The organism is Providencia sp. PROV040 (assembly GCF_032706145.1).
In the GTDB taxonomy this organism is placed as follows: domain Bacteria; phylum Pseudomonadota; class Gammaproteobacteria; order Enterobacterales; family Enterobacteriaceae; genus Providencia; species Providencia hangzhouensis.
Genome location: NZ_CP120530.1, coordinates 4355493 through 4379189, shown reverse-complemented (window position 1 = coordinate 4379189; position 23697 = coordinate 4355493). Strand labels below are relative to the sequence as shown.

Annotated in this window: 23 protein-coding genes; 12 read left to right on the top strand and 11 right to left on the bottom strand. The window is 39.7% G+C overall.

The window, feature by feature from the left end:
• Positions 1-61: 61 nt before the first annotated feature.
• Complete coding sequence (gene hsdR / locus P3L40_RS20380; RefSeq protein ID WP_210853028.1) at positions 62-2503, bottom strand: EcoAI/FtnUII family type I restriction enzme subunit R; 2442 nt, start codon at positions 2501-2503, stop codon at positions 62-64.
• A gap of 556 nt (positions 2504-3059) precedes the next feature.
• Between hsdR and P3L40_RS20375 the strand changes: the two genes are divergently transcribed.
• Positions 3060-3950, top strand: coding sequence for a LysR family transcriptional regulator (locus P3L40_RS20375; protein ID WP_036958742.1), 891 nt, complete (start codon positions 3060-3062; stop codon positions 3948-3950).
• Between the two features lie 14 nt (positions 3951-3964).
• On the top strand, positions 3965-4849 hold the full coding sequence (locus tag P3L40_RS20370; protein ID WP_094961543.1) for a dihydrodipicolinate synthase family protein: 885 nt from the start codon (positions 3965-3967) through the stop codon (positions 4847-4849).
• 60 nt (positions 4850-4909) lie between these two features.
• Here P3L40_RS20370 and P3L40_RS20365 read toward each other — a convergent pair whose 3' ends face one another.
• The gene (locus tag P3L40_RS20365; RefSeq protein ID WP_210853029.1) at positions 4910-6289 is read right to left on the bottom strand and encodes an MmgE/PrpD family protein; all 1380 of its coding nucleotides are present in this window, start codon (positions 6287-6289) and stop codon (positions 4910-4912) included.
• A 77-nt stretch (positions 6290-6366) separates the two neighbouring features.
• A complete protein-coding gene (purB, locus tag P3L40_RS20360) occupies positions 6367-7734 on the bottom strand; it encodes an adenylosuccinate lyase (protein ID WP_210853030.1) in 1368 nt (455 codons plus the stop codon).
• Positions 7735-8125: 391 nt separating this feature from the next.
• Here purB and metC point away from each other — a divergent pair, with 391 nt between their 5' ends.
• From metC to P3L40_RS20320, 8 genes are all read left to right on the top strand, one after another.
• Positions 8126-9301, top strand: coding sequence for a cystathionine beta-lyase (gene metC / locus P3L40_RS20355; protein ID WP_004264200.1), 1176 nt, complete (start codon positions 8126-8128; stop codon positions 9299-9301).
• A gap of 34 nt (positions 9302-9335) precedes the next feature.
• On the top strand, positions 9336-10706 hold the full coding sequence (gene dcuC / locus P3L40_RS20350; RefSeq protein ID WP_047756434.1) for a C4-dicarboxylate transporter DcuC: 1371 nt from the start codon (positions 9336-9338) through the stop codon (positions 10704-10706).
• 681 nt (positions 10707-11387) lie between these two features.
• Positions 11388-11918: a fimbrial protein gene (locus P3L40_RS20345; protein WP_144396090.1), complete on the top strand. Its 531-nt coding sequence runs from the start codon at positions 11388-11390 to the stop codon at positions 11916-11918.
• 86 nt (positions 11919-12004) lie between these two features.
• Positions 12005-12934, top strand: a complete 930-nt coding sequence (locus P3L40_RS20340; protein ID WP_316927997.1) for a fimbria/pilus outer membrane usher protein — start codon at positions 12005-12007, stop codon at positions 12932-12934.
• Positions 12927-14438: a fimbria/pilus outer membrane usher protein gene (locus P3L40_RS20335; protein WP_316927996.1), complete on the top strand. Its 1512-nt coding sequence runs from the start codon at positions 12927-12929 to the stop codon at positions 14436-14438. Before P3L40_RS20340 ends, P3L40_RS20335 begins: the two co-directional genes overlap by 8 nt.
• A 72-nt stretch (positions 14439-14510) precedes the next feature.
• Complete coding sequence (locus P3L40_RS20330) at positions 14511-15248, top strand: molecular chaperone (RefSeq protein ID WP_316927995.1); 738 nt, start codon at positions 14511-14513, stop codon at positions 15246-15248.
• A complete protein-coding gene (locus P3L40_RS20325; protein WP_136135370.1) occupies positions 15245-16219 on the top strand; it encodes a hypothetical protein in 975 nt (324 codons plus the stop codon). The genes P3L40_RS20330 and P3L40_RS20325 overlap by 4 nt, the downstream gene beginning before the upstream one ends.
• 402 nt (positions 16220-16621) lie before the next feature.
• Entirely contained in the window at positions 16622-16939 is a 318-nt protein-coding gene (locus P3L40_RS20320) for an MGMT family protein (RefSeq protein ID WP_004258995.1), read from the top strand.
• Between the two features lie 229 nt (positions 16940-17168).
• Here P3L40_RS20320 and P3L40_RS20315 read toward each other — a convergent pair whose 3' ends face one another.
• Positions 17169-18740, bottom strand: a complete 1572-nt coding sequence (locus P3L40_RS20315) for an AbgT family transporter (RefSeq protein ID WP_110591172.1) — start codon at positions 18738-18740, stop codon at positions 17169-17171.
• Between the two features lie 456 nt (positions 18741-19196).
• Between P3L40_RS20315 and P3L40_RS20310 the strand changes: the two genes are divergently transcribed.
• The gene (locus P3L40_RS20310; protein ID WP_004259005.1) at positions 19197-19577 is read left to right on the top strand and encodes a DUF1992 domain-containing protein; all 381 of its coding nucleotides are present in this window, start codon (positions 19197-19199) and stop codon (positions 19575-19577) included.
• A gap of 200 nt (positions 19578-19777) precedes the next feature.
• Positions 19778-20185, top strand: coding sequence for a DUF2628 domain-containing protein (locus P3L40_RS20305; protein ID WP_036958052.1), 408 nt, complete (start codon positions 19778-19780; stop codon positions 20183-20185).
• Between the two features lie 73 nt (positions 20186-20258).
• Here P3L40_RS20305 and P3L40_RS20300 read toward each other — a convergent pair whose 3' ends face one another.
• The 7 genes from P3L40_RS20300 to P3L40_RS20270 all read right to left on the bottom strand — a co-directional run bounded on the left by P3L40_RS20300 (position 20259) and on the right by P3L40_RS20270 (position 23689).
• The gene (locus P3L40_RS20300; RefSeq protein ID WP_036958053.1) at positions 20259-20960 is read right to left on the bottom strand and encodes a helix-turn-helix domain-containing protein; all 702 of its coding nucleotides are present in this window, start codon (positions 20958-20960) and stop codon (positions 20259-20261) included.
• Positions 20961-21040: 80 nt separating this feature from the next.
• Positions 21041-21286: a type II toxin-antitoxin system RelE/ParE family toxin gene (locus P3L40_RS20295; RefSeq protein WP_316928038.1), complete on the bottom strand. Its 246-nt coding sequence runs from the start codon at positions 21284-21286 to the stop codon at positions 21041-21043.
• Positions 21287-21342: 56 nt separating this feature from the next.
• Positions 21343-21585: a type II toxin-antitoxin system ParD family antitoxin gene (locus tag P3L40_RS20290; protein ID WP_094961552.1), complete on the bottom strand. Its 243-nt coding sequence runs from the start codon at positions 21583-21585 to the stop codon at positions 21343-21345.
• Positions 21586-21659: 74 nt separating this feature from the next.
• Complete coding sequence (locus tag P3L40_RS20285; protein ID WP_110591171.1) at positions 21660-21995, bottom strand: tRNA-binding protein; 336 nt, start codon at positions 21993-21995, stop codon at positions 21660-21662.
• Positions 21996-22191: 196 nt separating this feature from the next.
• Positions 22192-22518 (bottom strand): DMT family transporter, encoded by a 327-nt coding sequence (locus tag P3L40_RS20280; RefSeq protein WP_004259019.1) that lies wholly within the window; start codon positions 22516-22518, stop codon positions 22192-22194.
• Positions 22519-22539: 21 nt separating this feature from the next.
• Positions 22540-22968, bottom strand: a complete 429-nt coding sequence (locus P3L40_RS20275) for a DMT family transporter (protein ID WP_004259023.1) — start codon at positions 22966-22968, stop codon at positions 22540-22542.
• A 55-nt stretch (positions 22969-23023) separates the two neighbouring features.
• A complete protein-coding gene (locus P3L40_RS20270; protein ID WP_240704998.1) occupies positions 23024-23689 on the bottom strand; it encodes a hypothetical protein in 666 nt (221 codons plus the stop codon).
• Positions 23690-23697: the final 8 nt, after the last annotated feature.

The window sequence follows — 23697 nt, the reverse complement described above, 5'->3', positions numbered from 1 at the left end:
CATTGGTAAAAATGAAGCCACCGAGAGCTGATAACTCACGGTGGTAAAATAATATGGGGTATTAGGCCTGGCGAGGTGGTAACTGATAAATTTGGTCTTCCAGTTCATTGACGGCTTGCTCGTATGCTTGTTTATTTCCAAAACTACTTTTGATGATTTCTAGCGGACGGCCTAGGCTGTCGAACGGTTTTAGTTTTAGCACCTGAATATCTTCGATTTCCTGCACGCCTTCATCCGCGTATTTATCCAGCAAGGTATTGAGTACATGCTGTGCAGGTTCTGAATATTTGGTGAAGTAGTTACGTTTACGCACGTTGTCAGCCCGTTCTTTACGCGTCAGGGGCGGTTGACCATAAACTACATGGCAAAGGAGATCGAATGGGTCAAGGTCTTTACCCACTTCTTCTGCTAACACTTCCCAAAGCACACCAAGCTGCTGAAGTTCATCAATGATAACCTGTTTGCGCTCGGCAGAGTGCCATTTTCGAATGAAGTTATCAAGAGAGGCAAAGTCTTTATCTTTGAGTAGCGTTTTACGGGTGTAGTCCTGAAAGGATTCGGTGACTAATTTGCCATCGGCATCGTAATATTGGACGCGTTTTGCTAGCACTTTTACGGTGACGCCGTTGACATGATATTTGCGAATTCTGTTTTCTTCGCACTCTTCGAAAGCACCATTGGCACTTTCTGATGTGGCGCCATAGTGAGCGGATGATTCTTCTGCGCCCATAAATACGTCGTTATCTAACGTTTCGCTTTCTGACGTTTCACCTTCGAGTATTTCATTGAAATCCGATTCAGGATCGGAAATATCTTTAGGTGTTGTGCGGATCACTTTTTCAGGCACGCCATCAAAGCGCTCATCTGCAAACAGTTCGGTGGCTTTTTTGAAATCGAGAATGGTGAACCAGAGTTTATCGAACTTCTCGTTAATACGTGTTCCACGCCCGATGATCTGCTTAAATTTGGTCATGGATTGAATGTTTTGATCTAGCACGACCAGTTTGCAGGTCTGCGCATCCACACCCGTACTCATCAGTTCTGAGGTGGTTGCAATCACTGGGTAAGGCTTTTTCGGGTTGATGAAATTATCGAGTTGCGCCTTACCGATGTCGTCATCGCCAGTGATTTTCATCACGTATTTTTCATTTTTTCGTACTTGCTCTGGATTTAGGTTTACCAATGCACGGCGCATACGTTCAGCGTGGTCAACATCGTTACAAAAAACGATGGTTTTATCCATTGGATTGGTGCGTTTTAGGTAATCAGTGATTGTTTGTGCCACCAGCTTGGTACGCTCATCAATCACCATAGTGCGGTCAAAGTCTTTTTGGTTATAAATTCGGTCATCAATCAGTTGGCCTTGTTTATCAACTTGGCCTTTAGTGGGGCGCCAACCTTGTAAGTCGACATCGATATCGACTCGAACGACTTTGTATGGTGCAAGGAAACCGTCTTCAATACCTTCTTTAAGTGAATAAGTATAAACGGGGTCGCCAAAGTAATCGGTGCTGGAAACGTCATCGGTTTCTTTTGGTGTTGCGGTCAAGCCAATTTGAGTTGCACTGCTGAAGTACTCAAGAATTTCTCGCCATGCGCTGTTTTCCGATGCACTACCGCGGTGGCACTCGTCGATAACAATCAAATCAAAGAAATCGGGAGCAACTTGCTTAAAGGCTTTTTGGTGTTCTTCTGGGCCTGTAATTGCTTGGTAGAGTGCCAATTGAATTTCATAAGCTGGGTCAATTGTTCTACCAGTCACCTTTGCCATTGCGCTACCAAAGGGTTGGAAGTCGTTATTTTTAGTTTGGTCGACAAGGATATTGCGGTCGGCAAGAAACAGAATGCGTTTTTTATTTTTAGCTTTCCATAAGCGCCAAATAATTTGAAATGCGGTATAGGTTTTGCCAGTACCTGTCGCCATTACGAGTAATACACGTTTTTGCCCAGCAGAAACGGCTTCTACAGTTTTATTAATGGCTTGTAGCTGGTAATAACGAGGGGATTTGCCGCTACTGTCATCGTAATAGTCTTGGCTGATGACAGGCAATTGTTCAGCGGTAAAACCTTTCCAAATACAGTATTTAGCCCAAAGCTGTTCAGGTGTTGGAAAATCGTCGAGTGTAATTTCGGATTCAAGCTGCGCAGGATTTGTTTTGTCGTGGAAGATAAAACCATCACCATTAGAAGCAAAAATAAAAGGGACATCGAGTAGGCGCGCGTAATCTAGCCCTTGCTGCATCCCTTTTCCCATCTCGTGTTTATTCGCTTTAGCTTCTATGACTGCAAGTGGTAACCCCGGCTTATGGTAGAGCACTATGTCGGCTGATTTCACTGTCAACCGTGCTGCTAGCTTACCACGCACAACGACTTTACCATCGCGAAGTTTGACTTCTTGGCGGATCTGCGACATCAACTTCCAACCCGCATCTTTAATTGCAGGGAGGATAAATTTAGTGATGATGTCTGTTTCAGTCAGATGAGTTTTATTCATACCAGCCATAGCAGCTCTCTCAACAAAATTGGGATTAGTGCTTAATTATACACAGAATATAGGGGTGAGTTAGGTTATAAAATGAATAGCATTATAATTATTAAAATCCATTAATATTTAAATTGTTTATATGCAAATCACTCTTCTATTTTAAGCCGATGTTCCTCTGTAACATTCTTCGCAGCAATACACAAAATCCCCTTTTGGCAGTTCGGGCAACATTTTTGATTGAGTGTGAAGTAGTCACGTCACTACACACAAAATCAATCAGTGACTTTTGAAATTGGGGATACCGAATGAAATTACTGACTAAGTTTATCTGATGGCAAACTCTTTTGAGGAGAATCGCCTATAAATAACCATTTGTTATGTCTTTCCATCTGTAGCTACTTTATCAATCGTATTATGGCGGATATTCAGGTAGTCAAATTTATTATTAAGTCGCTACAATTTAGAGCCAAACTATTGAGCTCTAACATAGATTATTTAAGGCTTTCTTCTTAGTATGTAAATTAAACACTTTTGTTGGATGACACCACACACCTTAAGAAAAGAGATAACTAAAATGCCAGCTGCTAAACGTCCTATTTTTAATTTAGAGCTTGATTTACTTCGCACTTTTATTGCGGTTGTTGATGGTGCAACTTTTGCCGCCGCCGCAGAATCTGTTTGCCGAACGCAATCAGCGGTGAGTCAACAAATGCAACGGCTGGAGTCACTCATTGGCAAGGAGTTATTTGTCCGGCAGGGCAGAAATAAAGCATTGACGGACTCTGGTACACAACTATTGAGCTATGCCCGCCGTATTTTACGTCTTAATGATGAGGCATGTTTATCACTAGTTTATGAAGAAATTGACGGAGTATTAAAAATTGGTTCGCCAGATGACACCGCGAATACTATATTGCCTGATTTATTAGCCAGATTTTCAGGAGCTTATCCAAATTTAATCATGGATATTATTGTCAAACGCAGCCCATTTCTTATGTCAATGTTAGAGGATAATGAACTCGATTTGGCGATCTCAACCGAGGAGCATGTTGGCTACCCTAAAATTGTCTTACGTGTTTCCCCTTCACTATGGTATTGCGGGAAACATTTTAGTTTTAACTTAGAGCAGCCGCTGCCATTAGTTGTGTTAGATGAGCCGAGTACTTATCGCGAGATGATGATCAATCACCTTGAACAACAGCAAATACCTTGGCGCATTGCTTATATGGCGACAACACTATCTGGAGCACGCGCTGCGGTTAGGGCGGGATTGGGTATTATGGCTCGCTCAATTGAGCTTTCAGGGGAGGATTTACGCATACTCGGTGAGGATGAAGGGCTACCAGTACTTCCGGCAATTCGATATAACCTGTATCTCAACTCAAAAAGCCCAACCAAAGCCGCACAAATTCTTTTTAACTCATTAAAAAATGAACAAACAGCCGTTATCTCCCATAACAACTAAAATTAGGAATAATTATGACCCATTTTCACGGTATTTTTCCTTATCTTGTTTCACCAGTCGATCAAACTAAAGGTACTGTTCTTGAATCATCTCTTCGTCACCTAATTGAGCACCTCATTTCGAGCGGAGTTCACGGATTGAGCCCATTAGGGAGCACTGGTGAATACGCATATTTGTCACAGGAATTACGAAATGAGGTGGTTCGCATTACAGTTGATCAAGCTGCGGGGCGAGTACCTGTATTAGCGGGGGTTGCCAGTTTCTCAACGTCAGATGCATGTTTTCAAGCGGAACAGTATGCCAATTTAGGTGTGGATGGCATGGTGCTGATATCGCAAAAAATGTACCCTCTGAGTGATAAAGCCCAATTGGGTTATTTCCAAACAATAGCGGAGTCTTTTCCTGAAAAATCCATGACGGTCTATACCAACCCTGGTTTGCTGGGGGATGTACTGTCTATTTCTCTTTTGAATGAATTAAGCTATATCCCTAATATCGAATATGTTAAAGATGCATCGAGTAATACTGGAAGGTTATTAACGATGCTCAACACCTTCGGTGAGCGGGTTAAAATTTTTAGTGCTTCAGCACATATTCCTCTATTAGTTATTAAATTAGGTGGTGTAGGCTGGATGGCGGGTCCTGCCTGTGTGTTGCCAAAACAGTGTGTTGAACTGTATGAGTTGGCCACTAGAGGGGATTGGGATACAGCGTTAGCAAAACAGAAAGAAATGTGGCAAATCAACGAAGCTTTTACGCAATATGCATTAGCGTCATGTATTAAAGCATCTTTAAACATTCAAGGGTTTAATGTTGGTGACCCGATCCTTCCACAAGAACCTCTCAATGATGTTGCTATTGCTCATTTACAGCAAATTATTGCTCAGTTAAATGAATAATAAGAGGAAGGAAAAATAGAAGCCCATTCAGTGTGGGCTTCTATTCGTTAGTCGGTCTTATTAAAGACCAACACGCAATAGCTGTGTGATAGCCGATATAGTTTTCGCTTCAAAAGATAATACACTTTTAGCAAGCTGCGCAGCTTGTTCATTTTTCATTACCAGCCCTGCATTGTCATAGAATTTGCTCACAATATCCTCCAAAGACATTGGATTTTGTGGGTTACCGTATTGGATATCTAATCGTTCCGTTATTGTCTCACCATGGGTTAATGTGACAAAAATTAGGCCGGGAAAATAGGTTGGGAAAGGAATTTCATTTTCAGTGGGATAACGATAGCTGACTTTTTTCGCGAGGTTTTGGATATCTGCTCGCTGTAAATTTTCGGTAGAGAGCAAACTTAATGTTAATTTGTCTTCGATAAAACCAGCGGCAAACAACCACGGGAGGCTAAATTTCGCTGCATAGGCACTCTGAGGTGCCCATTTTTGTTCTGGTGGCTCACAAATTAAGGCCGCTGCAACGGGATCGACAACGCATTCTACTTTTGCAATTTGATCGAGGGTTATTCCTCGTTGTAATAATCGTCTCCCACAATCGACGGTGGCATGAGCAAAATGGCAAACAGGGTAGGGCTTAATGGAAACATTCATGAATTGCCAAACATTACCTAAGTCTTGGGCGACTTGCTCGGGATGTGCCTTTTCACGGAGACCATGTGTTTGGTACAGACTATAGCGTCCTTCAAAAATAGTTTCTGGCCCTGTCATTCCGCCTTTAGCTAAACATGCTGCAATAATGCCTGATTGCGCAGCCCATCCCGCATGAAAACATTTTGCTGACGAGCTATTGGTTAGGTATTCAGCAACACCACTGGCTTGGCTTCCTGTTAGGCCTAGAGCGTTAACTGTTTGTTCCCGAGTTAATTTGAGTAATGAAGCTGCACAAGCCGTCGCACCAAAAATACCCGCTATAGCTGTAGAGTGGAAGCCGCGTAGGTGAAACCCGCTATGACTTGCTAATCCCACTCTGGCTGCGACTTCCCAGCCAATAATCCATGCAGTAAGGATCTCTTTTGTTGTCGCCTGTAAATGTTCACCGAGTGCAAAGGCTATAGGAGTAAGTACGGCACTACCGTGAGTGATTGAGTCGGTGTGTGTATCATCAAAATCTAATACATGCGCAGAAATACCATTTGCTAAAGCGGCGGTGGTAGTTGAAACGGTTTGGTTACTTCCCCAAATTGGAATTTTTCCTTTATGATCAGGTAAATAAGCAACTCCCTTACGGCATTGTGTTGCGCTTTGTTGGAGGCTTCCGGCAAGTGCAACGCCTAATGTATCGAGTAAATGATATTTGGCGCGTTCAATAACTTGCGGTGGAATATCAGAAAATGATAGGGATGTGATAAATTGGCTTAGCTGTTGGCTTAATGTCATAGATACCTCTGGTGAATGAAAAAGCCAGCGCTTGACTGGCTTTAAGAAAGTAGAGATTTAAACTTTGCTAAAATGCATTAGTCATTAAGCCAACCGGATGCTTTGGTTTGTTCTATTACTCGAGTGACTTGTTCAGGTGCATTCCCTACATAGGTCGTTGGGTCTAATAGGGCATCAAGTTCTTTTTGCGTTATATGGTCACGAATGCGTGTGTCACGGTTAATGGCCTCAATAAAGGTGATGCCTTCTTCTTGACCAGACATAGAAGCTTCATAAACAATTTCATGGGCAGTTTGTTTACCCGCTTTGTCTGACAACGCAAACATGACGCGCTCAGCAAGCATAAATCCACCTAAAATATCTAAATTTTGGCGCATCTTATCGGTATGTACGTTTAATCCCCCTAATACAGTTTTCATGTTATCGAAGATCACCGAAAGCATCAGGCACATTTCTGGCATCACTTTCCATTCCATCTTCCAAATCGCACCATCTCTTTCGTGTTGGTGTTTCATCATGTCGGTAAGCACAGAAAGGTTAGCTTTCAATGTATTACTGACACAGGCCGCATTTTCGACAATGGCAGGGTTACGCTTGTGTGGCATCGTTGAGGAGCCAACTTGACCTTTACTAAAAGGCTCTGAAAGTTCATCAATTTCATTGTGGGCTAATAATAAAATTTCATTGGCAATTTTCCCTAATGTGCCACTAATTAAACCGATCAGCATGCCATATTCACTAAATCGGTCACGAGCCGGCTGCCAAGAAATCTCAGGGGTGCCTAAACCGAGTCGATTTAATACACGAACTTCAAGCTCATCTGCTTTGTCGCTCAATGAGGCCTTAGTTCCAACAGCGCCAACAACGCTACCAACGAATAAGCGAGGTTCGATTTCTTTTAACCGTTGATAATGGCGTGCTAATTCCGTTAACCAAATAGCAGTTTTGTGGCCAAAAGTAATCGGTAGGGCTTGTAAGGCTAAGGTTCGTCCAGGCATTGGTGTATTGCGATGTTTTTCGCTTAACGATAATAGAGAACGCCCTAATATTTTGATATCACGTAAAAAAATGTTATGAGCCTCTTTTAGTTGAAGCACTAAGCCTGTGTCCATAACATCTTGTGTCGTGGGCCCAAAATGGACATATTCACCAAAATGTTCAGGGCAAGCATGCTCTAAACCACGAATGGTTGGAACAAGTGGATGACGAGTTAAACGCACTTGCTCTAAGATGAAATCCATATCTAACTTTTCAAGTTTTGCCGTATCAGCAATGACCTCTGCGGCTTGCTTTGGAATTAAACCTAATTCAGCTTGTTCAATCGCTAATGCAGCTTCGTAATCAAGCCAATTTTGCATTCTGACCTTATCAGAAAAAATAGCGCGCATTTCTTCTGTAGACCATAAGTTTTTTAATAATACAGAATCAAAAACACTGGTACCCATAATATTCCCCTGTATAAGAATAATATTGAAAATTAAAAGGTGGTTATTTGTTAGAGAGTTGCTTTATTTATGCAATAAAAAATAAAAATAAACACCTTAATAAGATTAATGTTAATAAAAGACTTTCTTATGTATTTATTTTTCCATTTAAATCAATTTGTTATATTTTAATTTATTGTTTATTACATATCGATTTTAATTCTTAATTTTCTCTTAAGTTTTCATTAATTTAATTAATGCTCATTTATATGATGAAGATCATCTTTTTAAATAAGTCATGTTTTAAAAGGAAATTAATTTGATATACATAATATGAAATCGAACTTTTAAAAATAAATAACCTTCCTTTTAATTACTAGGGAATCTATTTCTATATTTGGAGAAATAAACAATGACATTAAATAAATATACAAAATTAATACATAGTGGACGACAACCAATTACAACATCAGGACCAATTAATCCGCCAGTAATGAGAGCGAGTACTATTGTTTTTGATTCAATTAAAAGCTGGCGTGATGTTCGCGATCGCCGCGCAACGGAACGTGTTTTAAGTTACGGTGCGCGAGGTACAGAAACCGCATTTGCACTCGAAAGCCTGGTGACTGAATTAGAAGGGGGCTATAGAGCGCAATTATTTCCTACGGGTCTAGCCGCGATTGCAGTCACTATTATGGGCTATGCACACAGTGGTGGGCACGTATTGTTTGCAGATTCTGTTTATGAACCTGTACGTAAAATAGCCGATGCTTTTTTAAAACCAAATAACATCGCCTACAGCTTCTTTAAAACAGATGCTTCAGATTTTGAGCAAAAAATTCAAAGTAATACACAACTTATTTTTGTTGAATCCCCAGGTTCATTACTTTATGAAATGTTGGATTTACCCGAAATATGCCGTATTGCACATGAAAGAAATATCCCAGTGGGTGTTGACAACACTTGGGGTTCAGCATGGCTATATAACCCGTTGGAATTAGGCGCAGATGTCTCTGTGATTGCAGCGACAAAATACCTTTGTGGGCACTCTGATGTGATGATGGGAATTATGGTTGCGACAGAAAAAGCGTGGAAACAAATTGGCGCTTTGCCAGAAGCTTTAGGTCAAGCCAGTAGCCCCGATGATGCTGCCTTAGTTTTACGAGGGATGCGTACTTTAGGGCAGCGATTAGCTGCGCATGGCAAAGCTGCACTAGCGATTTCGCAATGGCTGGAAACGCGTTCTGAAGTGGAAAAAGTCTGGTTCCCTGAATTGCCATCTCATCCACGCCATGATTTATGGAAGCGTGACTGCAAAGGTAGTAATGGCTTATTAACCATTGAATTCAAAAAACAATATACCGCGAAGCAAACAGAAAACTTTATTGATGCTCTAGCCCTGTTTGGTATCGGCGCATCGTGGGGTGGGTTCGAAAGCCTCGCACTACCCGCTAACGTAGTCGGCGCAAGAACAGCATCAGATTGGAGCGAAGGTCATGGGCCTTTTGTTCGTTTACATATTGGCTTGGAGTCTGTGGATGATTTGATAGCGGATATTACACAAGCATTTTCAACATTAAATCAATAACAATAAAGCTGCACCAATACTGGGGAATTCTTCTATGACAGGTTTAATCATTGCCGCGCTAGTTACAGCGCTGGTTGTTTACCTGCTGGCTCGGGGTTATAAACCTCAGCCAGTCTTGTTGCTAGGGGGCTTACTTTTGTTGCTCCTAACCGCATCTTTAGATCTTAATTCATTGTTACCAGAAAATAAAACCACGCATTTTAAGTACTTTGATATCTTCCAAATTTTTACTGATATCATGAGCTCTCGATTAGCTGGCTTAGGGTTAACATTAATGGCGATTGCTGGATTCTCCCGTTATATGGAGCATGTGGGAGCTAGTCGCGCATTATTTGCTATTTTTGAAAAGCCGCTAAAGACCATTAAATCACCTTATTTGCTATTAGTGATTTCATTTCTAGTGACGCAAGTTCTGGTGATTTTCATTCCAAGCCATGCAGGGTTGGGGATGTTATTAATGGTGACAATGTACCCTATATTAATTCGTTCGGGAATCAGTCCACTCTCTGCTTTAGCGGTTATCGGTTGTTGCCAGTTTATCGACCATGGACCCGGTTCTGGTAATGTCATTATGGCAGCGAAAACCGCGGATATTGAACCCGCTGTTTACTTTGTTCAACACCAATTACCCGTAACTATCCCTATTATTATTGCAGTGGCAATCACCCATTTCTTTGTTCAGCGTTGGTGGGATAAGCGTGAAGGGTTTGTTTTTGACTTGAGCAAAATTGATACTATTAAAGAAGATGGCGGTAATAAAGTCCCATTGTCTTATGCGTTGTTACCAGTTATTCCATTGATCCTAATTATCGGGTTTAGCCCATTATTACACCCATATATTAAGTTGGAAGTTACCACCGCGATGATTATCAGTACCGTCATTGCACTGATTTTTGAATACGTCCGTTTACGTGATGCGAAAGCCGTCATGGACAGCTTTATGTTGTTCTTTGAAGGAATGGGGAAACAGTTTGTTTTAGTCGTTTCTTTGATTGTTTCAGGGGAGTTTTTCGCAAATGGATTACTCAAAAGTGGGGCGGTGGATACGTTAATTAGCGCAGCTCAAGATGCCGGCTTTGGTATTGGTGCGATGATTATTGTTATGAGTGCCATCCTTGCACTCGCGGCTTTCCTGATGGGCTCAGGGAATGCAGCATTCTTCTCTTTTGCTGCATTGACACCGAAAATTGCTGCTTTCCTTAAAGTGGATGTGGTGACACTCATTTTACCGATGCAAATTATGACAAGCTTTGGGCGTACTGTGTCACCTATCACTGCAGCAATTGTTGCAATTGCAGGAATTGCAGGGGTTTCGCCGTTCCAAATAGTAAAACGAACGGCAATCCCAATGGCAGTTGCTGCAATCGTTAACCTTGTCGTAACTTTCTACTTTTTATACTTCTAATTAGACTCGCGCATTTATCCCTTAAACTTTTCGTTACTCTTCGGTTTAAGGGATTTTTTTATTGATAAGCGGGCTATTATTCATCCTTTTATCAAAAGCTATCTCAATGATAGTATGGTGCTTGATGGTAACTAATTGTTTTGTAATGAATTTTGTTTTATCTACTTTACCGGATAAAAATAAGTGAAAAATAACCGAATATCGCCTTCATTTTACCCCATCAAAAATAACATTATAAAACAAACGATTAGACTTATTTTTTATGCGAATGAATTAATTTAACGCGATAAAGTCATTTCAAACTCATAAACGGATGTAAATAAATATCTCAATAACTCGGTTTTTGATTATTTAAGATATATTTCACTGCCCAAATACTCTTGTAATGCGTTTATTTGTTTTTATGGGTTATGTTGGCGTTTAATGCTTATGGTGAGTTGTTTTTTGGCTTAAAGATCTGCATTCAACGCCTTAACGCGATGCTAGTGATAATGTTAATAAATATTTCGTTTTTTATTTTCTTTTAATTTCAATGCGTTAATTTAATATATTTCGTTACATTCTACCGGCGAAATACATACTTTAGCGATATCTGATTACTCATTTTATGGATATTATTTGTTTCGTTCTTCACAACAGATAAAAATTTTTAATTAAATGACTTAATATAAGGTAGATAACATGAATAAAACTTTAATTGCATTATGCTTAGCGTTAACGACAACTTCTATTTCTGCAATGGCTGCGGATGCCGGTTCTGGTAAAATTACGTTTAAAGGCACAATTAATAGCGGTGCATGTACAATTGCACCGACTGATGTGAATAAAGAAGTTCAATTAGGTAATATTGCCGCGGTTAATTTAGATGCTGCTGGTAAAAAAGGCCCACTCAATTCATTTGAATTAAAATTACAAGATTGCCAATTAGACCCAAGTGCTTCAGGTACTCCTTATTCTAAAGTAAAAATTACGTTTAATGGCCAACCTGATGCCACAAACGCATCTTTATGGTCAAGCACGGGTAGCGCAAATAACGTTGCAGTTTCATTCTTAGACAATGCAGGTAAAGCCATTAAACCCGGTGATACTTTAGAGCAAACACTGAAAGCGTCTGACACCACAATTATTTTGTCTGCTCAAGCAGAAGCAACCGGTGCCGCCACTTCAGGTAGCATCAACTCTATCGCAAACTACGTATTAAGCTACGAATAAGATAGCCATCATGCCTAAGCAAAAGCTTTACGCTAATTAGCGTAAAGCTTTGTATTCCCACTATCGATTATCATAAGAGTGCCAACATGTATTTTAAGAAAAAAAATATAGGTTATATTATCTCACTCATTATGTGTGGTGGGTATACAAATGCGGAAACTTTTAATATCAATGCCCTTAATTTGTCTGCAGACGACAATATTGACCTAAGCTATTTTGAAAAAAATAGTTTAAGTGAAGGTTTATATGAATCGGATATTATTTTAAATGATAAAAAAATTATCCGCGGCGAAAAAATTAAGTTTATTAATCATGACGGAACGATTGAGCCGTGTATTACGGCACAATTAATAAAACGTTTTCCCTTAAATGAAGAAGCGAAAGAAATATTACTTTCGTCTCAAGAAAACGAATGTATTAATTTATTCTCTCTCGATAAAAACGTGGCTATCGATTTTAATGATAGCGAACAAGTCCTGAGTATTTCGATACCTCAGAAATATATGGCATCGACTTATTCTTCGTGGGTGAGCCCTGAAATGCGCGATTATGGGATTGCGGGGTTAATTTTAGATTATACGATTAGCGATAATCACTTAATCCGTAAAAACGAAGAAACACGTAACCAACTCTATGCCTTCGGGAATGTGGGCGCTAACTTCGCGCAATGGCGTTTACGGGCAAATTACCAATATGAGAATAAATTGGCGGGCGAAGATGGACGGGGTAGCAAGAAACGCAACTTAGATTGGGACCAAGTCTACGCTTTTAGGGACATTGCCAGCTTATCGGCGAAGTTGTTTGCCGGGGAAATTTTCATTAAATCAGACTTGTTTGATAGCGTGCGTTTCAAAGGCGTGAGCATGTTTACCGATGAAAGCATGATGCCACCGAACCTCAGAGGGTATGCCCCTCAAATTACTGGGGTTGCCGCCTCAAACGCAACGGTCACCTTATCACAAAATGGCCGTATCATCAGCCAAGTGAAAGTGCCGGCGGGCCCTTTTTGTGATTAAGGATTTAAGTCAATCCATCATGGGCACCATTGATGTGACCGTGGCAGAGGATAACGGTAAAGAAACGAAATTCCAGTTTACGACAACCAATATTCCGTTTTTAACCCGTAAGGGGCAAGCGCGCTACACCTTGAATTTAGGTCAGCTATCCCCGAAAAATGGCACCCATACTAACGACAATTTTATGACTGTCGAAAGCTCTGTTGGGGTGTTTAACCATACCTCTGTTTTTGGCGGAATCGTGGCGACATCAGGGAATAAATATAAAGCCATTAACCTCGGCATTGGCCAAAATATCGGCTTTTTAGGGGCTTTTTCGGTGGATATCACCCAATCTTACGCCGACACCTTATTGGGGCGTGAGAAAGGCAAAAGCTACCGTATTAACTATGCCAAAGATTTACCGAGTATTGATGGGCAGTTGACATTAACCGGGTACCGTTTTGCCGACAGAACCTTTAACTCTTTATCCAATTTTGTTGAGCAAAACTTTGTCGACAGACAAGATATCGATACCAATAAAGACAAACATGTTTTTTCATTGTCTTACGCTCAGCAATTACGTGGAATGAATGCGAGTGCGAATATCACCGCATCACGTAAAACCTATTGGAATGGTAAGCAAAATAACTATTTCAGTGTGGGGCTCAATAAATTCTTCGATGAAGGCGTCATGAAAGGTGGGAATATCTCCCTGTCTTTAAACCAAGTTCGTGGGGCGAATAATAAAACGGATAACCAAGTGTATTTATCCGTCAGCAAACCATTAAGTACTGAAAACCAAAATGCATCAATATCGTATTTCGCCTCTTACAGTGACAGCAACAAGCGCTATGCAAATAACGTGAATTACAGTCGTCATGTTGATAGCAACACGAACTATAATTTAACCGCATCGACCCAAGATGGGTTATCGGAAGGGATGGTGAGCACCTATGTGTCACACAGCGCGGATGCCGGCCAAGTCCAAGTGACGGGGTCATTATCGGATTCCATGACGTCACTAAGTATGACCATGAGTGGCTCGGTGACTGCGACACAGCACGGTATTTCCGCGCACCGTTTAACCTATCGTGACCAATCTCGCTTAGTGGTTGATGTGCCAAATGCGCAAGGCGTGATGATTGAAAATGGCCATGCGACGACGAATAGCCGCGGGTTAGCCACCATCAGTAACGTTCCGACCTACTATAATATGGAATACAAGGTGGATGTGAACAACCTGCCAGACACGGTAAACATTGATGATAATGTTTTAGCGTCTACACTCACTGATGGGGCAATCGGTTATGCTAAAATGGATGCAGATATTGGTAAGTCACTGATAACACGAATTAAGCTGGCTAATGGTCAATACCCACCATTAGGCTCAGTGGTGAAAAATAACGTAACGGGTAAAGTTTCAGGCATTATTGCTGAATCCGGTATCGTCTACTTAACCGGGTTGAACATGGGCGACCAACTTAGCGTTAACTGGGAGATGCACAAGCGTGTACGTTCTTAGCGGACAGTCTCCTGGCTAAAAGTAGCGATTCAATTGCTTGTCGTCACTAATGTGATTTCAATGGGTGAAAAAATGACATTATTTAAAAAAGTACTTTCCGTTGTTTTACTCTCAAGCGTCATGAGCCAAGCGTATGCCGTTCTTGGGTTAGATAGAACCCGTGTTATTTTTAATGAAGCCGATGGCGGAACCAGTATCGTTGTTGAAAACCAAGATACCGCCTCTTCGTTTTTAGCGCAGACATGGATAGAAAACCAAAAAGGTGAAAAGCTGACTAACTCACTAGTGGCGTTACCTTTTTTACAAAAAATTAGCCCTAAACAGAAAAAACAAATCAAAATTGCGTATATGGATGGGCAAAATACCTTACCCACGGACAGGGAGAGTCTGTTGTATTTCAATGTATTAGGTATTCCACCGCAAGGTAAAGAAGCGAATGCGGTTCAGTTTACTATCCAATCACGCTTAAAACTGTTTTATCGCCCAAAAGGTATTGACTACACAGTCTCTGCCGAGAAAGATTTTCAGCGCGATTTAAAAGTCACAAAACAAGGTGGACAGATTACGTTGTCGAATCCAACCCCGTTTAATATTGTGATCACCAATATCAATGTTGACCAAAGTAAAGATAAAAATTTCCCTGAAGTGCTTGTCGCCCCGTTCAGTGATTCGACCGTGACATTGAAAAACCCGGCATGGAACAGTTTTGAAGTCGCTTATATTGATGACTTCGGTGGTCTGAAATTTAATAAATACCAGTGTGCCGCAGCACAGCCTTGCCAATTATTGCCACAGGCGAAAAACAAATGAAAAATAACAAAAAACAATCAATAAAAGCACAGCAAGGTATATTAGGGATAATGCTTCTAGCCTTTGGTCATGATGTCTATGCAGGCGCGGATTGTGTCCCTAACGGCGGACACAACTGGAACCCTTCACCGCTGATAAATATAGATATGAACACGACGCCTGGTTCAGTCCCTGCGGGTACGCTACTAGGAACGGCATCGACAGGTTTTTTTTCATGGAGATGTAATTTTAGTGGAAATACACAAGATAGAATGATTTATTTTGTTAATCAAACACCAGCAACAACAAAAGCGTATTTATTGTCAAACGGTGTTCGGCTCTATCAATATACGGACCGAAATAAACCCGTAGAAATTACCGCGACAAACACACCTAGAATAGAAGTAGGGTATTGGAATCCAGGTCAGTATAATATTGCTTTCATATATATCTATGAGCTCAAAAGAGGTGTAGGGCCGTTAAAATCGTTTGATACGGGTTTATTTACTGTGGGCTATCATGTTGATGGAACAGGCCGAAATTTTGGCGATATATACCGTGCCCAAATTGTGGGAAAACTGGTGAACTATTGCCCAACACCGATTGTCCGCATGAGCGATAAAGTGGTTGATTTTAAAGAACTCACGGCGGAAAATTTTGAAGGTGGTCAAATCGTTAGAGAAAACTTTTCATTAGATTTAGTGCCCGATTCAACATGTGAAGCAGCATTAGAAGTTAGTGTTGCATTCCAAAGCAACAGCGGCGTGGTAAATAAAAAGTACATCGTCTTTGACAATGGCCTACAAGCTGCAATTACAGACAGAAGCAATAACCAACAAGTTGCGTTTGATCAGTATTACTATAAAGGAAGTATCAGTAAGCAACAGCCCGGCTATTTCCCTTACAGTGTCGAGTTATCCAAGAAAGATGCTGAAGCCATTAAATCAGGGCAGTTCAGTAATACCGTGAATGTTTTATTTACTTACCGTTAGTAAGTTTTAGGTTTGTATTAAGTCAATATCACTTCTATGCGGTGGTATTGGCTTAGCCTAAAATGGAGGAGAGATATGAGATTTTTGCCTTAATCTCTACAATGTCACTTACTATTAGTAAAAATAGTAGAAATATAAAGAAGGCGTGTGATATTAAGAAAGAGATAATTCAAATCAAAGATCCTCTACGCTCATGAAAAATATAATTACTTAATTCAACACCATTTACAGCTTAAAACTCAAGTCATAAAACAGATACTTCTCCCTCTCATCCCATTGTGGTGATTTCCGCCAAAGAAAACTATCACATTGACAAACTTGCTATACAATTTAATCATGCACTGCCCACCAACACCTACATATTTAGGTTGATAAACACCCATCGTAATTGAGGCTATAACCATGAACAACGCGCCATCTTTCCGAGACATCATTTATAGCCTTATAGGGAGTATCCCAAGAGGTAGAGTTGTCACTTACGGAACGTTGGCAAAAATGGCAGGTTACCCAGCTCATGTACGCCAAGTTTGCCAAGTTATTAGAACCATCCCTGCGGGAAGTTCTTTACCTTGCCACCGTATTATTAATAGTCAGGGTAAGTTATCAGTCAAAGGCGAGTGCTATCTACGTCACAAACAAGCCCTTATAAATGAAGGTATTATTTTTGACTTGAACGATAAAATAAAACTAAAGGACTATTTCTGGGAGGGACTTGATTAGCTCTTTCATTCTATTAAGTATAAAAATAATTTTTTACCGTAATATTGTAATTGTTGGTACTTAGTAAAATAAACTGTCTCACTCACAGCAGTTTATTTTTATAATTACTATCTAATCTAGTTCCTATGTTTAAAATAACAAAATCATAACTTACATCCTCATTGGTTGCCCTTCATCCAATGAATTAAAAGTAGGGCAACCAATGGTTTTTCAATTAAATATCAAAACGCTAACTTCCCGGTGTGAAATAAATCGGGGAACCAGGCCCTACAGGAATCCCTAATACAAATACCCATACGATAAAGAATAATGACCAACCAATGAAGAAAATGATGGAATAAGGCAACATCATTGAGACAAGTGTACCAATCCCTGCATCTTTCTTATATTTCACAACAATCGCCATAATTAAGCCAAAGTAGCTCATCATCGGTGTGATAATATTCGTGACCGAATCACCAATTCGGTATGCCGCTTGAATAGTTTCTGGCGCATAGCCCGCTAACATTAGCATAGGAACAAAAATAGGTGCCGTTACCGCCCATTGGGCTGATGCTGAGCCAATCATTAAATTAATAAATGCACAGATTAGAATAAAGCCAATAAACAGCACACCACCGTGAAGGTCGATACTATTTAAGAAGTTGGCACCTTTAACTGCGATAACTTGCCCGATGTTTGTCCAACCAAAGAAAGCAACAAATTGTGCCGCGAAGAAAATAATGACAAGGTATAAACCGAGCGTACTCATTGCTCCAGCCATTGCATCAACAATGTCTTTATCCGAGCGCATAGTTTTAGCAATATAACCATACACGATGCCTGGAACGGCAAAGAAGACAAAAATAAAGACCACAATACCTTTTAAGAACGGCGAGTTGCTGACTAATCCCGTTTCCTGATTCCGTAATATTCCGTTCTCTGGTACCACCATCAACGCCAAAATTGCCGCTAATCCCCAGAAGGTAACTGATGCCCAGAATAACGCTTTTTTCTCGAGTGGAGTAACGTTTGCAGAAGCATAAAGGCTATTTTCATCTTCATCAACGGCACCACCTGTATATGGACCCAACTGGGGTTCCACAATTTTTTCGGTGATCAAATAACCTAAAATAGTGATTAAAAACGTACTGGCAAACATAAAGTACCAGTTTGCTTCTGCACCCACGATATAAGTTGGATCAATGATTTGCGCAGCTTGCTGAGTGATACCCGAAAGTAACGGGTCAACCGTACCTAATAGTAAGTTTGCTGAATAACCACCTGAAACACCAGCAAATGCGGCGGCAAGACCCGCTAAAGGATGACGACCTAATGAGTGGAAAATAATGGCAGCCAGTGGAATAAGTACCACATAGCCCAATTCTGCGGCAGTGTTTGACATGATCCCCGCAAACACGATAGCCATTGTGGTTAATTTTCGCGGAGCTTTGGTGACAATTAAGCGCATAGCCGCGGAAAGTAAGCCGGCCCGCTCTGCAATTCCAACCCCTAATAATGCCACTAATACCGTCCCTAATGGTGCGAAACCTGTAAAGTTGGTGACGACATTCGCAATAATTTTTCGGATCCCTTCGGCATCCAATAAACTTACAATATGAATAATACCATCTTCTGCCCGCCCTTTTGCGCCTTCTGGGCGCGGATCTGGCACGCTTACACCAAAGTACTGACCAATTGCTGAGGAAACTAATAAAATTGCAATTAAAATAATAAATAAAATGACGGGATGTGGTAGTGCATTACCTAGCCACTCAACCGTTCGCAAAAAACGGCTTCCCTCTTGCTTCTTTTGTTCCATATTTTCTCCTTATAAACAAGAAAAACGGACATTACACAATGTTTTTGTTTTTTACCATTTACAAATAGATCATTTCAGATCAACAAAATTCACACAATTTAGACATAAAATTCAACATAATTAGGGGTAATTCATTTTTATTAGTCATTAATATTATTAATTTAAATAAAGGCACCAATTAAAACCACAGTAAATCAGATAAATTAATTTCTATAAGTGTGGTCAATATAACAATTTTCATATTATCTATGACGTTTATTCGTCATTTATCACTAATTAAATATTATTTTTTAGCAGTTTTATTTCATATTAATAGTAAAAACCTTATTTATAAACACTCGATAAAACCTTACTTATAATTCGGAATAACAACCCCAACAAAGAATAATCTACCAACTTTCTTTATATTGATATGGAAGGCTATAATAGTAAAAAATCAATTCATGGAGTCACATCATGTCAGTCATTGATCTTTGGGCAGAACGCCATATTCAAGAAGCTCTGAGTAAAGGGGAGCTTTCAAATTTAAATGGGGAGGGAAAAATGTTACAGCTTGAAGATGATAGTTTAGTTCCACCTGAACTTAGGGCTGGGTATCGAATATTAAAGAACTCGGGCTATTTACCCACTGAATTACAACAAAGGAAAGATGCACTAACGCTAAGCCATATGCTACAAGGTCTCTCTGTGGACGACCCCAATTATACGTCGGTGAGTAAGCAATTAGCTTTACTCGAACTAAAACTCAAACAAGCCAATGTAAATACTGATTTTTTACATGGCAACTATGCAAATTCAATTTCTGAACAAATAGCCAACAAGTCAAATACCAAATAATGTAGGTAAGTCTTACAATAAATTAATCCATTATCCGTTTACTATTTATCTTAATCATTCTTCCTTTATTTTTCTTTGCTTGATTCGTTATTAAAAATGCCCCTTAATAGTCATATTAAGACTATTTACCTCTTTTTTATATGGTTATCCAAGTATTATCAATCCCTATTTTATACTTATTAATAAGCAAGAGATGGAAAATGGAACAGAAACAATATTCTAATAAATGGCAAGAACGTTTCGACTTTTTTGATAAGCATGGTGCTCCTGATACGCCTGAATTCAAAGCAGCGTTGAAAGCCGCCTCTTTCGGTAAGCGTATTCTCATTAATATGAACATTTTTGCCTTCTTCTTCGGTATTATTTACTTCTTGATTTTAGGGCTGTGGAAGAAAGGGTTGGTGATGCTTGGTATCACTCTTGGGGTTGGTCTAGTTTTGAATATTATTGATTTTATGATTGGTGGAACGATCCCTAATGCCGTCTTTACAGGGGTATCTGTCGGTATGTCAGCGCTGTGGGCCATGGTTGCCAATTATGCTTACTATATTAAAGAAACCAAAGGATTGGACAACTGGAACCCATTTGAAGGGATCCGCATGGTCTAAGCAGTAAAAAGATAAAAATTGGCTGCGGGCGAGGTGGCTAATTTTTATCTGGCAACAAAGCTCCCCAAATAACCTACCGTAAGTGACTTCCCTGCAAACGATATTCATTCGGTGTTTTGCTATAAAATTGGCGAAATGCATGACTAAATGCCGAATGTGAGTCATAGCCCACCGCTAATGCAATTTGTTCTATTGATTTATTGGATAATAATAAGCGCCCTGCCGCTTCCATGCGTTTTTGTAATAGAAACTGCATCGCCGTTAACTGTGTTTCAGCCTTTATTTTTCGTTGAAGCGTACTCACTGACATACAAAAAGCCGTTGCCATATCTTCACAACTAATAGGATGGTGTAGACGCAGTTCCACCCATTGAGAAAGCTCATCAATCCATTTATTTTCAGGTTTTAACTGTGCCAACAATAGACGAGCAACCGTAAAATTATGTTCCGGAGCTTGTGGGAAGTTTTGCAACCAATTCAAAAGACCAATTGCGGCAGGTGTCAGAGTAAATTGCGTCATTTTTTCATTTAATGCCCATTGTGCTGTGGCTGGCATTTCTAATACGTAATTTTGATTTCCTAGCTGCCCGCTAAAAGCATGGCTCACACTAGGCGGGATCACGACCCCCTTTCCTGCATTTAACAGAAAATGTTGCCGGTACATATTAATTTCCATCTGCCCAGATAACGACAAAACGACTTGCCACTGCCCATCATGTTGATGAGAAATGACGTCGTTCGAATATTGGCGAAAATGAAGCTCAGGTAATCGCAAAGGGTTGCACTCCCACGGTCAATGAATAGCAAGAGTATAGGACTATAGGTGGTAATATTGCTATAGAGGAAGTGACTGGCCTATCTATCAAATTCATCAAAATAAAAATGTTTCAGCGGTTCCATTTGCTGGTGAAGAACTCGTATAACAAAGATATCTTTGGTTCTCTGCCGATAAAAAATGACATGCTTAGAATGATTATAACGCCTAATCCCCTCTGAAATTTCCGCACACTTCAGTCCTATCAAAGGATTGGAGCTCAACATTTCTAACGCACAATGTAAACTTTTAGTATACTCATCCGCTTTACTGACACCAAAATTCACCAAAGTATATTCAAATATTCCTTCAAAATCTTTAGCGGCTAAGTTAGTTAGAAAGTTTATACATTATGTGCGGTCTTCATTTTTTTGGCTATATCATGGAGTGTGAATGATGATTCACCGCTTTTTTCACCTTCTTCAATTAGCATCTTCAATGCAGCCGTTTGTTTTTCTTGAATTTCAAGTAAACGCAGTGCGGAGCGAACAACTTCACTTGTTGAACCATACCTTCCAGATGAAATCAGTTGATTTACAAATTCATCTAATTGCGTTCCGATTGTCACACTTGTGGTACGAGCCATAAGATCACCTTTGTGTTAATTATTAACACAATTATTTTAGTGGGTTATCACCATAAAATCAATCAATGTAGGCATTAGGCTAAAAGCGCCCCATTCGGCAAAGGTAAGTTAAACTCCGCAAGAACAATCGCCCCCTTTTCATCAGGTGCCCCCGTGATCAACACTTCCGATTTAATGCCTGCTATACGCTTGACTTCAAAGTTACACACACATAGTACCTGCTTACCAATCAAATCATCTGGCGTATAATTGACAGTGATCTGTGCGCTAGAGCGCTTAATACCCAATTCGCCTAAATCAACTTCCATAACATAAGCTGGCTTTTTGGCTTTACTGTTGACTTGTGCACTAACAATAGTCCCAACACGCATTTCAACACGGGTAAAATCATCCCATTCAATAATTTGCATAAATCCATTCCTAAATTAAATTACTTATGTGTAATAAATTAACATACAACAGACTTTGCGGTTTATCGCCAGAACGTCATTTTATGTAGCCAAACCACCACAGGGCTCAGATGATAAGCAAAAAATAACCCTCATAAAAATGAGGGCTAAAGATAAATAACAGAAAGTATGTTGAAGTACGGCGTTTTCTTTTTTACTACATCGTTGAAAATGTATTCATAATGATCCCACCAGTGATAATGAGGCCCATCGCAAATACTGCTGGGAAATCGGGTTTTTGTTTATATAAAATCATAGAAACGAGTGTCACACCGACAATACCAAACCCACACCATAATGAATAAGCCACACCGACTGGGATATAACCCATTGCACGGGTTAGTGCGAAATAACACAAGCAATAAGCAACAATGACTAATACAGATGGACCTAATTTACTAAAGCTATTGGTCTTTTTAATCATTGAAGTGCCCGTTATTTCAGAGCCAATAGAAAGCGCTAACCATAAAAATCCAGTAAACATAATATTCCCCTTAACTTTGAATTAATGAGCAGTGTTATTTTTTGTTGATAATAATGAAGACTCAGTTTCATCTTTAGATGGTTCAGTTTCTTCCGGGTCATCGGAGCCCATTTTGGAGAATAGATTCATGATCACAATGCCACTCGCGATCACGGCCATACCAATCATCGCCGCAGTGTCTGGGTGTTGCCCATAAAATAGCATGCCGAGGGTAGAAACCATTAAGATCCCTGTACCTGACCATGTTGCATAAGCCAAACCAACAGGAATATATTTTACTGCCCGAGAAAGTGAATAGTAACAAATAACATATAGCACAACGATTAATGCCAATAATAATGATTTAGTCATACCTTCACTATTATCAAACATTTTTAAGGTCGATGTTGCTGAGGTTTCAGAAACAATAACCGCCAGCATCCAAAGCCATGACTTTGCTTTAGGGGACATAGATAATACTCCTACAATAAATAGAAAGATTAATTTTTAATTTGATTAAATAACTTTATTTTTTAAGAGACTTTAAATAATCGATTGCTGAATCTGTTAATTTATTTTCATTCGCGCAATACCCCCTAGGGTTATTCATTACTTCCTTTAAAGTAATATAGCGATTTGGATGTTCATTATTTATTTCAGGTTTTAAATTTTCAGTAATATCACGAATTAAAAATTTATTTTCTATTTCATTAAATGAATCAAAATAAACACCTAACTTGATTGCTTTGGTGATATTTTCTTTAATCAACTGATTATAATTTTCATTTTTATTTAAACCTAAAACCTGACTTAATTCACTTTCAGGGCAACAATGGTATTTCAGTGCCAATATCGGCATGTTTTGTGATAATGCATGAAAGACTAACTCACTTTCCTCACTCATAAACAAACCATTGGCTATCTCACCAACGACTTTTGCATCAATAAACGGTAAAAACAGGCTGTCATAATGATTTAAACTATTTATTGATAAGGTGCTTTTATTTATAACACTTCCCAATTCAGCCCATTTTTCAACATCAAAAGACTGGTGCATTGATGCGGTGGCATAAAAGGAAAAAGAAACAGAATCTAACTGTGCCAGTCTTTGGTAAATAGCTTGCTGATACCCCTCAACAGGCGATAGCACCACCAGAACTTGTCGCTTTAACTGACGTAAAACTTGCTGCACAATTCGCT

What these genes read in the sequence shown, in the direction of transcription:
- dcuC (WP_047756434.1), top strand. Translation starts at nt 9,336, where the DNA reads ATGACAGGTTTAATCATTGCCGCGCTAGTTACAGCGCTGGTTGTTTAC.
- P3L40_RS20285 (WP_110591171.1), bottom strand. Translation starts at nt 21,995, where the DNA reads ATGCAAATTATTGAATGGGATGATTTTACCCGTGTTGAAATGCGTGTT.
- P3L40_RS20320 (WP_004258995.1), top strand. Translation starts at nt 16,622, where the DNA reads ATGAACAACGCGCCATCTTTCCGAGACATCATTTATAGCCTTATAGGG.
- purB (WP_210853030.1), bottom strand. Translation starts at nt 7,734, where the DNA reads ATGGGTACCAGTGTTTTTGATTCTGTATTATTAAAAAACTTATGGTCT.
- P3L40_RS20275 (WP_004259023.1), bottom strand. Translation starts at nt 22,968, where the DNA reads ATGTCCCCTAAAGCAAAGTCATGGCTTTGGATGCTGGCGGTTATTGTT.
- hsdR (WP_210853028.1), bottom strand. Translation starts at nt 2,503, where the DNA reads ATGGCTGGTATGAATAAAACTCATCTGACTGAAACAGACATCATCACT.
- P3L40_RS20370 (WP_094961543.1), top strand. Translation starts at nt 3,965, where the DNA reads ATGACCCATTTTCACGGTATTTTTCCTTATCTTGTTTCACCAGTCGAT.
- P3L40_RS20305 (WP_036958052.1), top strand. Translation starts at nt 19,778, where the DNA reads ATGGAACAGAAACAATATTCTAATAAATGGCAAGAACGTTTCGACTTT.
- P3L40_RS20340 (WP_316927997.1), top strand. Translation starts at nt 12,005, where the DNA reads ATGTATTTTAAGAAAAAAAATATAGGTTATATTATCTCACTCATTATG.
- P3L40_RS20315 (WP_110591172.1), bottom strand. Translation starts at nt 18,740, where the DNA reads ATGGAACAAAAGAAGCAAGAGGGAAGCCGTTTTTTGCGAACGGTTGAG.
- P3L40_RS20290 (WP_094961552.1), bottom strand. Translation starts at nt 21,585, where the DNA reads ATGGCTCGTACCACAAGTGTGACAATCGGAACGCAATTAGATGAATTT.
- P3L40_RS20375 (WP_036958742.1), top strand. Translation starts at nt 3,060, where the DNA reads ATGCCAGCTGCTAAACGTCCTATTTTTAATTTAGAGCTTGATTTACTT.
- P3L40_RS20310 (WP_004259005.1), top strand. Translation starts at nt 19,197, where the DNA reads ATGTCAGTCATTGATCTTTGGGCAGAACGCCATATTCAAGAAGCTCTG.
- P3L40_RS20330 (WP_316927995.1), top strand. Translation starts at nt 14,511, where the DNA reads ATGACATTATTTAAAAAAGTACTTTCCGTTGTTTTACTCTCAAGCGTC.
- P3L40_RS20280 (WP_004259019.1), bottom strand. Translation starts at nt 22,518, where the DNA reads ATGTTTACTGGATTTTTATGGTTAGCGCTTTCTATTGGCTCTGAAATA.
- metC (WP_004264200.1), top strand. Translation starts at nt 8,126, where the DNA reads ATGACATTAAATAAATATACAAAATTAATACATAGTGGACGACAACCA.
- P3L40_RS20325 (WP_136135370.1), top strand. Translation starts at nt 15,245, where the DNA reads ATGAAAAATAACAAAAAACAATCAATAAAAGCACAGCAAGGTATATTA.
- P3L40_RS20365 (WP_210853029.1), bottom strand. Translation starts at nt 6,289, where the DNA reads ATGACATTAAGCCAACAGCTAAGCCAATTTATCACATCCCTATCATTT.
- P3L40_RS20345 (WP_144396090.1), top strand. Translation starts at nt 11,388, where the DNA reads ATGAATAAAACTTTAATTGCATTATGCTTAGCGTTAACGACAACTTCT.